General features: G+C 69.1%; 12 protein-coding genes. 6 read left to right on the top strand and 6 right to left on the bottom strand.

Annotated elements, in window-relative coordinates; all coding sequences use genetic code 11:
* Window positions 1-120: 120 nt before the first annotated feature.
* Together CA982_RS26635 and CA982_RS00110 are read left to right on the top strand one after the other, a co-directional pair.
* Window positions 121-273, top strand: coding sequence for a hypothetical protein (locus CA982_RS26635; protein WP_167383308.1), 153 nt, complete (start codon window positions 121-123; stop codon window positions 271-273).
* Between the two features lie 220 nt (window positions 274-493).
* Window positions 494-1,123 carry a superoxide dismutase gene (locus tag CA982_RS00110; RefSeq protein ID WP_086533330.1) on the top strand — a complete coding sequence of 210 codons (630 nt, stop codon included), beginning with the start codon at window positions 494-496 and terminating at the stop codon, window positions 1,121-1,123.
* 401 nt (window positions 1,124-1,524) lie between these two features.
* On the opposite strand, the gene CA982_RS00105 is transcribed toward CA982_RS00110, so the two are convergent.
* Both CA982_RS00105 and CA982_RS00100 read right to left on the bottom strand, forming a co-directional pair.
* On the bottom strand, window positions 1,525-2,277 hold the full coding sequence (locus CA982_RS00105; protein WP_086533329.1) for an energy-coupling factor transporter transmembrane component T family protein: 753 nt from the start codon (window positions 2,275-2,277) through the stop codon (window positions 1,525-1,527).
* The gene (locus CA982_RS00100) at window positions 2,274-4,418 is read right to left on the bottom strand and encodes an ABC transporter ATP-binding protein (protein WP_208617840.1); all 2,145 of its coding nucleotides are present in this window, start codon (window positions 4,416-4,418) and stop codon (window positions 2,274-2,276) included. The genes CA982_RS00105 and CA982_RS00100 overlap by 4 nt, the downstream gene beginning before the upstream one ends.
* A gap of 214 nt (window positions 4,419-4,632) precedes the next feature.
* Here CA982_RS00100 and CA982_RS00095 point away from each other — a divergent pair, with 214 nt between their 5' ends.
* The 3 genes from CA982_RS00095 to CA982_RS00085 all read left to right on the top strand — a co-directional run bounded on the left by CA982_RS00095 (window position 4,633) and on the right by CA982_RS00085 (window position 6,899).
* Entirely contained in the window at window positions 4,633-5,154 is a 522-nt protein-coding gene (locus tag CA982_RS00095; RefSeq protein ID WP_004021426.1) for a hypothetical protein, read from the top strand.
* 150 nt (window positions 5,155-5,304) lie between these two features.
* Window positions 5,305-6,000 carry a TMEM165/GDT1 family protein gene (locus CA982_RS00090; protein WP_086533598.1) on the top strand — a complete coding sequence of 232 codons (696 nt, stop codon included), beginning with the start codon at window positions 5,305-5,307 and terminating at the stop codon, window positions 5,998-6,000.
* Between the two features lie 137 nt (window positions 6,001-6,137).
* Window positions 6,138-6,899, top strand: coding sequence for an SDR family NAD(P)-dependent oxidoreductase (locus CA982_RS00085; protein WP_086533328.1), 762 nt, complete (start codon window positions 6,138-6,140; stop codon window positions 6,897-6,899).
* A gap of 85 nt (window positions 6,900-6,984) precedes the next feature.
* Here the strand turns inward: CA982_RS00085 and CA982_RS00080 are convergent, their stop codons facing one another.
* The 3 genes from CA982_RS00080 to CA982_RS00070 form a co-directional block, all read right to left on the bottom strand.
* Window positions 6,985-8,148: an MAB_1171c family putative transporter gene (locus tag CA982_RS00080; RefSeq protein WP_086533597.1), complete on the bottom strand. Its 1,164-nt coding sequence runs from the start codon at window positions 8,146-8,148 to the stop codon at window positions 6,985-6,987.
* A gap of 102 nt (window positions 8,149-8,250) precedes the next feature.
* On the bottom strand, window positions 8,251-8,763 hold the full coding sequence (locus CA982_RS00075; RefSeq protein ID WP_086533327.1) for a hypothetical protein: 513 nt from the start codon (window positions 8,761-8,763) through the stop codon (window positions 8,251-8,253).
* Window positions 8,764-8,887: 124 nt separating this feature from the next.
* Window positions 8,888-9,463, bottom strand: coding sequence for a helix-turn-helix transcriptional regulator (locus CA982_RS00070; protein WP_086533326.1), 576 nt, complete (start codon window positions 9,461-9,463; stop codon window positions 8,888-8,890).
* A gap of 293 nt (window positions 9,464-9,756) precedes the next feature.
* Between CA982_RS00070 and CA982_RS00065 the strand changes: the two genes are divergently transcribed.
* Window positions 9,757-10,767, top strand: coding sequence for a hypothetical protein (locus tag CA982_RS00065; RefSeq protein WP_086533325.1), 1,011 nt, complete (start codon window positions 9,757-9,759; stop codon window positions 10,765-10,767).
* Here CA982_RS00065 and CA982_RS00060 read toward each other — a convergent pair.
* Window positions 10,693-12,456, bottom strand: a complete 1,764-nt coding sequence (locus CA982_RS00060) for a TM0106 family RecB-like putative nuclease (protein WP_086533324.1) — start codon at window positions 12,454-12,456, stop codon at window positions 10,693-10,695. The two genes, CA982_RS00065 and CA982_RS00060, sit on opposite strands and share 75 nt — an antisense overlap.
* Window positions 12,457-12,661 lie beyond the last annotated feature (205 nt).

The following is a 12,661-nucleotide window of genomic DNA, read 5'->3' as shown; positions in this document are numbered from 1 at the left end:
CGTTCGAGTCTGTTTATGATGGCGGTCACATCCACGGCAGTGTGATACCGATCACTTCGACGCCGTCTCGGTCTGTTCGACGAGAGGGATGTGCAGCCGGTCCAGGGACGAAAGGCGACGATGGCGACGCACGCGAGCGGAGATCTCCGACGCGCCCCGGTGGTTGGCCGAGCCGCCCCGCGCGCCACCTACGACGTGGCGAGGAGTTGCCGCACAAGTGCCCTGACGATTCTCGGGCTCATCGCGGTCTTCATTCTGCTCATCCTGATCTGAGCCGCACGGCCTCGGCGCGGCGCTGACGTCGCTGTTCTCGTTGCCCGTCGCGGCGTCGACAGGTCACTGAAAGCTCAACCGCACTTGATGTTTCTTGGCGCGGGATTGTTGCAATCACTAGTGCTCTGGGGAAGGCTGGAAGCGTTCGTGTGACGCGCGGCCGACTCGCCGGCGCCATGCGTGGACAGGGAAAACGAGTAGCACCTCAGAGAGGAACATCGTGGCTGAATACACCTTGCCGGATCTCGATTACGACTACGCGGCACTGGAACCGCACATCTCCGGCAGGATCATGGAGCTCCACCACAGCAAGCACCACGCCACCTACGTCAAGGGCGCCAACGACACCCTGGAGAAGCTGGCCGCGGCCCGCGACGACGACAGCATCGCCGGCAAGGTCTACGGCCTCTCCGCCACGCTGTCGTTCCACCTGGGCGGTCACACCAACCACTCCATCTTCTGGAAGAACCTGTCGCCCAACGGCGGCGGCGAGCCCGAGGGCGACCTCGCGGCCGCCCTCACCGAACAGTTCGGTGGCTTCGACAAGTTCAAGGCCCACTTCACGGCCGCGGCCACCACCCTGCAGGGGTCGGGCTGGGCGATCCTGGGTTACGACACCATCGGCGGCAAGCTCGTCATCCTGCAGCTGACCGACCAGAGCGGCAACATCCCCGCCGCCATCATCCCGGTCGTCATGCTGGACATGTGGGAGCACGCCTTCTACCTCGACTACCAGAACGTCAAGCCGGACTACGTCAAGGCGTGGTGGAACGTCGTGAACTGGGCCGACGCCAACGAGCGCCTCGCTCGCGCGAAGAGCCAGGGCAGCGGACTGGTCGTCCCGGCCTGATCCCGGTTCGCCGAACGTCAACGGCGCCGGTCACCTTCGGGTGACCGGCGCTGTTTGTTTGCGCGACGCGAAGCGACTCCCATTGCCCCCTGAGGAGCGCTCGGAGCCGAACCCTTGCTCCCTGAGCTGAGGAGCGCCCGAAGCTGAACCCCTGCTCACTGAGCTGAGGAGCGCCCGAAGCTGAACCCCTGCTCCCTGACCTGAGGAGCGCCCGAAGCTGAACCCTTGCTCCCTGACCTGAGGAGCGCCCGAAGCTGAACCCTTGCTCCCTGAGGTGCGAGCGAAGCGAGCCACGAAGGGCCCAGTGACGTGCCTCGCCAGCCTTCGTGGCTCGTCGCTATCGCTCCTCACTCCTCAGGGAGCGGGGCGCGCGAACGAGGGACGCTGACGCCCACTCCCGATCACAGGACGAGCGTGACCGTGATGGCGACCGCGCAGGCCAGGCCGATGACGAAGAGCGCCACCACATCTGCGCGCCCCGGGCCGGCCTGATGGGCGGTCAGGCGGCCGGTTCCGCCGCGGGCGGTGATCGCCTCGGACATCTCGGCGCTGCGTCGAAGCGCCGACGACATCGCCGCGGTGATCAGATCCATGATCCCCATCTCCGCCGACGGGTGATCACTGCGACCCTTCGCCGTGGGCCGCAGTCGATGCGCCGCACGCAACATGCGCAACTCTTCGATCAGCAACGGAAGACCCCTGAGGCACAACGCGATCGCGACCGCCCACTCGTCGACGGGCAGCCGGAACCACCGCAGCGGACGCATCAGTCGTGCCAGCGCGGGCGCCACATCTGCCATGGGCGTGGTCCAGATGACGAGGATCGAACTGGCGACGAGGACGAGGGCCAGAGTGATCGCGCGCAGGAACACCAGCGCACCGGGGATGCCGGCGAACGACGCGTTGAGCGCGACGCCGATGCCGATCAGTCCCCAGAACCACCACGGCGGACGGGGTATGGCGCCCAACGGGATCCCCGCGACGAGCGCGGTGATCACGACCACCGCGGCGACCATCCCGAGCGCCGGCCACGACGGCAGCACCCAGGTCATGATGCCGAGGATCAGGACGATCACGAGCTTGGTCCCCGCCCACAACCGGTGCACGAACGAATCGCCCGGCACCTGCCGCAGCGGGACGGTACGCATGGTCATCGGGTTCCTCCGTCCCGGCCGGGCGCCTGGTCGGTCAGCAGTTGCGCATCTGGCAGCAGACGGCCGTCGACCAGCTGGACCCGTCGTGTACAGACCGACTGCAGTGACTCGAAGTCGTGGGAGATGATCACGATCGTCATCCCGTCCGCGCGGAGCCGGGCCAGTAGCGCGACGATCTCCTCCCGTGCCGGCGGATCGAGACCGGCCAGCGGCTCGTCGAGGACGAGCAGGTCGGGATCGCGCGCGATGAGGCCGGCCAGCACGACGCGTCGCATCTGCCCACCCGACAGCGCGTCGACCTTGGTGACCGCCATCTGCCGCGGCAGTCCGACGAGTTCGAGGACGCGGGCGACCTCGGCGGTGCCCACCTTCTCGCCACCGGCAGCCATGATCTCGTCGGCGACGGTGACCTTCTGCAACTGCAACCGCGCGTGCTGGAATCCCAGCCCGATCGCGCCGACGCGTTCGGTCATCGGCGTGCCGGCGTCGAAACCGGCTCCGGGATTGATCTTCTCGTGGATCTCCAGCAGACGGCACGTTCCGGCCCCGGGCGTGAGCAGCCCGGCCATGATCCACGCGAGGGTCGTCTTGCCCGACCCGTTGCCGCCGACGATGAGCAGTCCCTCGCCGCGGTAGACCGTCAGCGAGATGTCGTGCAGCGCGACGACCTCCCACGGGGAGCCGGGAAGGTGGGCGTACCCCACCTGGTCGAGAACGAGAAGCGGCCCGCCGATCCGCGAGGTCGGCGCAGGCGGCGGCGACGGACGCGGCTGCGCCGGCGCGGCCAGGTCGGCATCGGGACTCGGCATCCAATCCGGCGCGTGCGGCACCAGGCGGCCCGCGGCCAGGTGGATCACGCGATCGGCGGCAGCCGCCTCGCTGCCCCGGTGGGTGACCAGGACGACGGCGATCCCCCGGCGCACCGGGAGGGCCGCGAGCAGAGCCAGCAGTTGTCCCCGGCCCTCCGGGTCGACCATCGAGGTCACCTCGTCGGCGATGAGGAGCTGCGGGTCACGCGCGAGCGCCCCGGCGATCGCCAGCCGCTGTTGCTGGCCGCCGGACAGGTCCGTGGTCTCCCGGTCGCCGAGGCCGGCGAGTCCGACCTCGGCGAGCAGCGCCTCGACATCGACGTCGACGCCGGGCGGCAGGCCCCAGACGACGTCGTCGGCGACGCGCGAGCCCAGCATCTGGATCTCCGGCCGCTGCAGCACGAGCGCGGTCCCGCCGTGCGCGCCCAGCCCCGGCAGACCCGGCCGATGGACGGTGCCCGTCGACGGATGGCGGCCGGCGAGGATCTTCGCCAGGGTCGACTTCCCGGAACCGTTGGCGCCGACGACCGCGACGAACTCCCCGGGATCGATCCGCAGGTCGATCCCGTGCAACACCGGACGGGCCTCGGGCGCATACGCGAACCCGACGTGGTCGAAGACCAGGGGAAGCGGCGCGATACCCGCATCACGGGGTCCGCCGTCGGCAGTGGCCGGCGCGAACCCCGACGTGGCGGCGTCCAGCGTGTCCTCGCTCGGCACGTCGCGCAGCCGGGCTATGACGGAACCGAGGATCCACCACGCGACGAGAAGTGAGATCGCGGTGCCCACGGTTCCCGACACCCAGACCCACACCCACCAGTGGTCGGCGATGCTCCGGCTCACGGCGTCGAGCCAGTCGGCGAATCCCCCCGTCGGGCCCCAGCCATGCAACCACTTCGCGACACCGTGGATGGAGTTGGTCATCGCCTCGATCGTGAGCTCACGCAGGGGTACCAGCACCAGCAGGATCAGCACGGAGATCCCGCCGAGCAGCGGCGACGCCACCAGGGTGGCCACACCGAGCACACCGATCCCCCGGCCACGACGCTTGATGTCCCCGACGAGCCCGCCGACCAGCGCGGAACCCAGGACGGTTGCCATCGCGCCGGTCCCTGCCATCGCGAACGCCACGGCGGTGGTGGCCACGGTGGCGGTGAGCAGGGCCCGCGGCCTGGTGCGCGCCGCGATGAGTGCGAGCGGTACCGGGGCGAGCAGTCCGGCCGCCTGGGCCAGCGGGATGACCGACGCGATGACCACCGCCGCGACGGTCAGTCCGCCGAAGATCGCGACGGACGCGAACTCCATGGGTCGCAGCGGGGGCGAGTTCTTCACCGGTCCAGTGTGCCTGGTGTCGTCGTCCCCACCGGCGGGACAGCGTCTGCGAACCGCGGCCGTCAGTCGTTCGCATGTTAAAGATCCATCACAACACGGTGATTCGAGTTGTCGACGTCTCGCTGCGGGTGGATGGTCTTCTCACCCGGCTCGGCCGTCGGTCCCCAGTCCGTGGATCATCGGCGAGGTCTCGCCCGGGTCGGAGGAGGACAAGATGCAGTCGATTCCGATCGGCCTCACCCCGTTCCAGCACGACGGCACGCTGAACGGGATTCTCATCTCGGGCCGCTGGCCGGAGTCGACGCTGGAGTGGACGCAGACACTCGTGGCATCGGTCCGCATCGCCTGCCGCCCGGGTTTCCTACCCACGACGACGATCTTCGGTGTGGTCGAGCAGCGCCCGGAACAGGGTGAGGCGGACACCGTCGGCATGATGGTCGCGATCGGCAACGTCGTCGACGACAGCTTCGTCGAGGCGGGCCGGTTCCTGAACAATCCGCCGGCCCTGGTCATGCTGCACCCGCCCTCGCAGACGCGTCCGTCGCTGCCGGAGTGCTCCCAGGTCGCCTCCGGGTGTGTGCTGCTTCCGGGTCTCCCCGAGCTCGGTCTCGAGCACCGGGCCGGCTGGGCCGAGGCGGAGGCCGACGGGACCGTGGTCAACCTTCGCAACCAGGTGGGCATCGACCCCAACGCCGACCCCGACACCGCAGTACTCGCGATGCTTCTCGCAGCGTAGAGCCGGGCGGCTCCCCGAAGCGGTGCTCCACGGGTCGCCGGAGCCCCCGATGACGGCCACCCGAACATTTGGTTTTGATGCCCCTACCTGCGGAAATACGGGTGTTCGACGAGTTGCACCGGCCAGTTGGCCCTGACTAACGTGGCGTCCGTGATTGCCGCCCTGCTCCTGAGCTTCGGCGTGATCTTCGTCGCCGAACTCGGTGACAAGTCACAGCTGATGGCGATGACCTATGCCCTGCGTTACCGCTGGTGGGTCATCCTCCTCGCGATCACCGTGGCCACCACCGCGGTGCACGCCGTGTCGGTGTTCTTCGGCCACTTCCTCGGGTTGTCCATACCCACCGCGCTGCTGTCCGTCCTCGCCGGACTCGCGATGCTGATCTTCGGCCTGTGGACCCTCCGCGGCGACCGGCTCGACGACGAGGAGTCCAGTCGGGCCACCCGCGTGGGCGCCTCGGTGTTCTTCGCGGTCATGTCGGCGTTCTTCCTCGCCGAACTCGGTGACAAGACCATGCTCGCGACCATCACCCTCGCCACCGACAACGATTGGCTCGGGGTCTGGATCGGTTCCACACTCGGCATGGTCGCCGCCGACGCGCTCGCCATCGGGGTGGGCGTGCTGCTGGGCCGTCACCTTCCCGAGCGCGTCATCGCCATCGGGGCGGCCGTCCTGTTCTTCGCCTTCGCGGCCTGGCTCATCACCGACGGTCTGATCGGTGCGTCGGTGCCCGTGATCGCCGGCACCCTCAGCGCGGTTGTGGTCATCACCGGCGTCGGCGTCGTGTTGATCCGCCGTGAGACCCGCCTTCGGACCCACGACAGCGCCCGAGCGCTCGTTCGGTAAAACCGAGGGCTGATCGAGGGCCGTTCGCGGCACCTGGCTATCGTGAAACGGCAGCATGAGCCGGAGCGGCGTCGCCGACGACGGCGGCGCGGCCGGCAGGAGAACGGGTCGGGTACCGCGAAAGGATTACTTCACACATGGACGTTTCAGGCGCTTCCGTACTGGTCACCGGCGGGGCTTCGGGCCTCGGCGCAGCCACCGCACGGCGTTTCGCCGCAGCCGGCGCCCAGGTCTTCGGTCTCGACCTGCAGGCCTCTATCGACAAGGCCGCGCCCACCGAGGGAGTCACGCTGGTCGCCGCCGATGTCACCGACGAGGCACAGGTCCAGGCCGCCATCGACACCATCGCCGAATCGGGTGCACCGCTGCGCGTCGCGGTCAACTGCGCGGGCGTCGGCTGGGCCGCACGGATCCTCGGCAAGAACGGCCCGCACGAACTCGACCTGTTCCGCAAGGTCATCGACATCAACCTGATCGGCACCTTCAACGTCATGCGGCTGGCAGCCAACCGCATGCAGGAGGAATCGACGATCGACGGCGACGGCCAGCGCGGCGTCATCATCAACACCGCATCGGTGGCCGCGTTCGAGGGCCAGATCGGGCAGATCGCCTACGCGGCGTCGAAGGGCGGCGTGCATGCGATGACCATCTCCGCCGCGCGCGACCTCGCACGCATCGGTGTGCGCGTCTGCACCATCGCCCCCGGGACCATCAGCACCCCCATGCTGGCGGGCGTGACCCCCGAGTTCCAGCAGACCCTCGCCGAGGCCATCCCGTTCCCGCAGCGTCTCGGCGAGCCCGACGAGTATGCACAGCTCGCCGAGTTCATCGTCACGCACAACTACCTCAACGGCGAGACCATCCGCATGGACGGTGCCATCCGGATGGCACCGCGCTGATCGGAGCGACTCCGTCGCGGCTGACCTGAGCGACTCCGTCGCGGCTGACCTGAGCGACTCCGTCGCGCGCGAGCCGGCCGGCCGATCATCGGTCGGCCGGCTCCTCGACATCCTGGGATACCGCCAGCGCGCGGGCCAGCCTGATCAGCGGCGCGGCGTCGGCCTCCAATCCGTCACCCTCGGCCGGAGCAAGATCCCGCACGGCGCCACCGGACCCGTCTCCCGGATCGTGCTCGGCGACGGCGGCCCGCAGCAGCCTCGCCTGCACCGCGGGTTCGGCATAACCGAACACCGCCGGAATCCGAGGACTCAATTGGGTCAACGCGTCTCGGGTCTCGACAACGCGTCGATGCAGGCGCGTGGTCGGCGCCAGACGCCCGGCGTCCGGCAGTACCACCTCCGGCACCGCGTCGGTCACCAGTCGCCACAGGGGTAGCAGCTCGGTGTCGAGGCGGCGGCGGCGCCGGTTCGCGGCGACCGTCTGAATCCGCGCGTAGATCATCGGATAGCTGATGCCCATCAGGAACGCGACCACACCGACGACGGCGACGACACGGTTCGTCGTCAGAAGCCACGGCGACCGAACGACATTCGTCGCGGAGACGACCACGAAGACGATCTGACAGACGGCGCCGATCGCCAGACAGGTCAAGCCGGTCATCAAAAGGCCGAGAGACACACGCAGATAGCCGTCCGCCGTGGCGTAGAACTTGCGGACACTGTTGACGCACGCGATGAAGCCGTACGTCAGGTAGCCGCTCGCGATCAGCATGAAGAGCGCGAAACCCCAGTTCTGGACGGTCCATTCGTCGATGGTCGCGGTGCGGATCTCGACCGGGATGACCAGCATGGTCACCTGCAACCCGACGAGTGCCATCACCAGCGGCAGCGCCTCCCAACCGGCCCGGCGTTCACGCGTGACCTGCCCCGGGAAGAAGAACACCACCACGAGCGCCGCGACCCCGACCGCGAGGAGGGCGTAGAACGCCACCCGGGACAGGCCGGCGAAGCCGAGTTCGTTCAACACGTCGGCGACCGACTCGTCGACGACGACGAAAGCCAGGGTCAGCGCCGCGACGGCAACCATCATCGCCAGCGGTTGCAGCCCCCACCCGCCGCGCCGGATCTGATCGAGGCGCCAGCAGAACGCGAAGGCGAAGACGACGGCGGCGACCGCGTTGACCGCGCCGATGCCGACGTCCACCCCGGACGCGACATCGACCGACGACGCCCGGACGTCAGAGGGCAGGACGGGCGTCGACAGGGGATTGACCGTCGGGCCCCCGCCCGCGACAGTGATCACGCCCAACAGGGACTCACATTCTCCGCGCAGTCGCAACCGGCCGGCACGTCACAACCACCCGCGGTGTCCGCCGAGCAGTCGCTGCAGCCCGCGCAGTTCGTCGTGCGACGCGGTGCTCCCGACGCCGGTGCTGGCGTCCTCGGCCCAGCCGAGTATCAACGACGCCAGCATCTCGGCCTCCCACTCGGCGTCGTCGGAGTAGCACGTGCGCCGGAGCGCGGCCGTGGACTCGTCCTGCGTCAGTGCGGCGATGCCCTGGGCCGAGGCCTCACCCAGAACCTGGTGGCCGGCGATCAGATGCCCGAACTCGTGGATGACGATCTGATCGCGGTGCAGCCGCGACGTCTCGGCCTGGTGGAAGAAATAATCCGCGTCGGTCGCGGCCAACCAGATGCCGTTGGGGAGACCCGCGGGCAGCGGATGCGCGATCAGCCGGATGGGCCGACCGCGGCGTTCGCCGTACCGCTCGCACAACTGAGTGACGTCGAGGGGCAGATCGAGATCGAGCCCCTTCAACGTGGTGCGGCACAACGTACGCAATGCGCGCTCGGATCGACGCATGGCCTCATCGAATCACGAGCGCGCACGTCGGCGCGATCCACCCACTGCGATCGGCCTCTCGGGCCTGTCCGGGCCGACACCCCTCGGTCCGGACAATCAGGCTCCGCGAACGCCTCGACCGCGGTCAGTCGTCGCTGTTGTCCCCGACGACACGCAGACGCGAGTCGGCTGACGGCTTGCTCTCGCTGAGTCCGGCCGCGATGACGTCCGGCGGATCCTTGGGCAGACCCTGCTGCTCACGCAGCACCTTGATCAGCTCGTTCACCACCGTGACCGAATCGCTCGACAATCCCGCCAGGCGGAATGCCGCCAGCTGGACGTTCGTGTCGGCCTGCAACCGCATCAGATCGATCTCGTCGCGGGTGCGCTGTGCCGCCCGGTCTTCGAGAAAATAGTGCACATCGACCCCGAAAGCGGCCGCGATGCCCTCGACCGTGCGGAACGACGGGGACTTGGCCTTCCCCGATCGCAACTGGCTCAGGTATGACTCCCCGAGCCGGAATCCCCGCTCGGTCGATCGCGCCGCGATCGCTTTCGCGCTGTACGCCCTACCGTTCGGACCAGGAACAGTCCGGAACAGTTCCTCGAGCCGCCGGGCGAACAGCCCGGGGTCGAGAGCATCCGTGTCCGTCGTCCTCGAACGATCGGAGTCGGTGCGTCCGGTGTCGCCCATCGGCTTCTCCGCCCCTCCTGAAGTCATGACAATCTTCTCCGAAACGCAAAATTTGAATTTGCAAGCATTAAAGCCCGCTGTACACGGCCGTCGCAACGGTCGGTACGATCAGAAAGTACCGGACTGCCGCGCTCGACGCGTATCACCTGTGAAGATGGTGTAACGATCGTTAGTGTGGCGTTCTTCACATTCTTGGGGGTTATCGGTTGCCGACACGGATCCGGCGGGTGAACATTCGGCTCCGACGCGGGGCGTCTGGCGGTCTGCTGCGCGGTGTCAGCGGCGTTGTCTCTCCTTACCGACTGTACGCCTGACGAACCATGACCCATCGCCTCCCGCCCGACACCGGAGCCCGTAGCAGGCCACGCGGCCTCGCCGTCCTGTTCGTCGTCATCGCCGCAATCGCATTCATCGTCCTGGCGCCCGGTGTCGCATCGCCCGCGCCCTCGGACCCCGGCTCGTCCGGGCCCGACTCCGCCGATTCCGCCGGCGCGGATTCGGACTCCGACACGGATTCGGGCTCGATCTTCGAGGCCACCGACGGCGAGGCCACCGACGACGAGGACGCCACCGAGACCGACACCGACGAGACCGACGCCTCGGCGACCGACGAGTCCGACACCACGGATCCGGACACCACCGACCCCGAGACGACCGACCCCGAGACGACCGTCGAGCCCTCGTCGCCGTCCCATCCCTGCGGATGCGGACCGTCGACGCCGACGACCGAGACATCGGACCCGACGACGACCGAGACCACGGACACCAGCGACACGACGACGACGACCACGACCACCACGGCAACCGACGACCCGGACCCGACGACCAGCGAACCCCAGACCACTCCTGGAGGCGACGGTGAGGGCGGCGTCACCATCCGCGGCACCCGCGCGCCGGAGGCCGCCACGTCGACGTCGGACGGCGGTGCGGGTGGGTCCGATCCGGCAGGCGTCCCGTCCGGCACCGGACCGGCGCTCGGCGACGTGCCGTCGGTCGCCCCGCCGAGCGGCGGCGGTTCCGCCGCGGCGTCCGGATCGCCCCCGTCCGCGGGTTCGGCGGGCGAGTCGCGTGCCGACCGGCCGGAAGCCGACGACGGCGCCGACCCCGACAACGCATCCGACGACACCGACGAGTCGCAGACGGTCGCGGGTGCGCAGCTCCCACCGGCGGGCCCGCCTCAGGCGTCGCCCGGCGCGCCGGAGAACTCGACGTTGACGTCGATGCGCAGATTCGTCCTCGGGGTCGCGCCCGGCGCGCTACTCCTGCTGGGCGCCGTCGCCCTGTTCGGCAGCGGGTCGTTCCTCGACTCGTTGCGCTCCATGCGTCCCTGAGTCGTTCCCGGCCGGCGCCGCGTCGTGTCCGCCCGCGAACCCTTCGAGGAGCTCCCGCTCATGGGGCACCTGCGTGGCCGCGCCGTCGGACATCCACTCGCGCAGGACCTTCGTGGCACGGACATCGTCTTCGTTGTACTCCAGGAGGCGCTGCTGCTGACCGTGGTCGGGGCGTCCCCCGCCGAGCGCCACGGCCGCCCGATACCACTCCATCGACGCCTCGCCGCTCGCGTCGTCGTCGCGCCAGGAGAACCCAGCGACCGGCGCCACACGTTTCAGTCCCTTGCCTCGGGGGCAGATGAAGTTCTCGCCCACGGCCTCGTAGATGTCCACCCACTCCGACGATCCGATGAAGGCCTGGACCTCGGCACGAGAGGGGATGCCCGGTTCGCCCGGGAAACGGTCGGCCGACCCCAGCAGCCACCGGTTCTCGGCCTGCTGGGAGTAGCAATACGCCGCGAAGGTCTTGCCGGCGTCCCGCGCCGCGTCCCGCTCGGTCATCAGCCAGCCCCAGAACTCGGCGAAGGACCGCGCCTCGTCGCGGGTCGGCAACGGATCCCAGGTGACGAACGGGCGGTACTCCACGGGCACCGACGGATCAGTCGTGTCGGTGCGCAGTGTTCCCCACAGATACGCACCGTGCTCGCCATAGCTCTCCATGTCGACGTCGATCTCGATGTCGGCGCGGTGGACCCGGGGCGAGTCGACGCGACGCACGAGCTCGGTGCCGGTGAGCCACGCGATCGCGTTGACGATCGCGTCGCCGAACCGAACGCCGCCCGGCCACCCCTCCGGGGGCGCCCCGCGCTGGGCGGCGAGCTGATCGATCGTCGTGATCCCGGCATCGATCAGCACCGTTCCTTGATTGCCGGACGCCACGAGACTGACGTCGCGCTTCTCCTCCAGCTCAGGCCCGCAGCGGACCCACCAGGGACACGATCGGCATTCGCTGACCCGGCGGGGCTCGGTCGGGATCTCCCCCGCCGCGATCGCCAGCCTGCGCTCGAGGATCGCCGAGTACTCGTCGAGCATCGCTCCGGTGTCCAGGACGACGATGCAGTCGGCGTCCACACCGATCACCCCGCCGCGGAGATCCGCGGTGTCGGTCGACGACGCCCGGCCGATCTCGACGAGCATGGCGGTGAGTTGCGCCAGCCGGAGGTTGTCCCGGCGGTTGGGCCGGCCGGTCCGATAGGGATCGGGGCTCGGCGCCCACGTCCAGAAGGGACTGGTCACGAGGCTGGCCGGCCGGCCGGCCGGGTCGGGGGCCGACTTCGCCGGTTGGCTGACCCGATGGCTGACCCGATGGTTGACGACGATGACCGGGAGATATCCGTCGCCGGCCCGGACCAGCAGCTCGGAGTGGCCGCGGCGCCCGTGCTCCTCGTCGATCGGCAGTGTCGCGTTCCAGATCCAGGCGGCACCGTCATCACACGCTCGCAGCGTCGCCGCAACGCGGTCCGACGCACTCGAGTCGGGGTCGATGACCACGAACACCCCGGGCTGATCGCTGTGCACGCCACGCAGCAGTTCGCGGACCGCGGCACGGTGATCGGCGGCGGCCTCTTTCCGGCGCTGCACACCGGGCGGGTCGGGCTCGTCCACGGGACGCCTGGCGTGGGCGAAGTCGAGGGCCACGCGGTGCTCGCAGCCGGCGAGGTCGCGCGGCGACAACACGACAGGGACCACGCCATCCCTTTCTGGGCTCGAGCAGACGGACACGTGGTCGGATACAACCACATGTCATGCTTGTACTTGTTATCACGCGCACCTGACGCCGGGAGCGATGCGAGCGGGGCCACGAAGTGCGGCGCCGGACGCGGGCGAGCGAGCCGGTCGACCGGCGCCGGGAGCGGAACGAGAGCGGGCCGGGGGTCGACTGCGGTCTTCTCGG

This window comes from Gordonia lacunae (assembly GCF_002149015.1).
GTDB lineage: Bacteria > Actinomycetota > Actinomycetes > Mycobacteriales > Mycobacteriaceae > Gordonia > Gordonia lacunae.
This window is presented reverse-complemented; position numbering and strand designations above follow the sequence as displayed.

Bases quoted from the DNA above. Each gene is read 5' to 3' on its own strand.
- CA982_RS00095 (WP_004021426.1), top strand. From the start codon at position 4,633: ATGCAGTCGATTCCGATCGGCCTCACCCCGTTCCAGCACGACGGCACG.
- CA982_RS26635 (WP_167383308.1), top strand. From the start codon at position 121: ATGGCGACGCACGCGAGCGGAGATCTCCGACGCGCCCCGGTGGTTGGC.
- CA982_RS00075 (WP_086533327.1), bottom strand. From the start codon at position 8,763: ATGCGTCGATCCGAGCGCGCATTGCGTACGTTGTGCCGCACCACGTTG.
- CA982_RS00065 (WP_086533325.1), top strand. From the start codon at position 9,757: ATGACCCATCGCCTCCCGCCCGACACCGGAGCCCGTAGCAGGCCACGC.
- CA982_RS00105 (WP_086533329.1), bottom strand. From the start codon at position 2,277: ATGACCATGCGTACCGTCCCGCTGCGGCAGGTGCCGGGCGATTCGTTC.
- CA982_RS00070 (WP_086533326.1), bottom strand. From the start codon at position 9,463: ATGACTTCAGGAGGGGCGGAGAAGCCGATGGGCGACACCGGACGCACC.
- CA982_RS00085 (WP_086533328.1), top strand. From the start codon at position 6,138: ATGGACGTTTCAGGCGCTTCCGTACTGGTCACCGGCGGGGCTTCGGGC.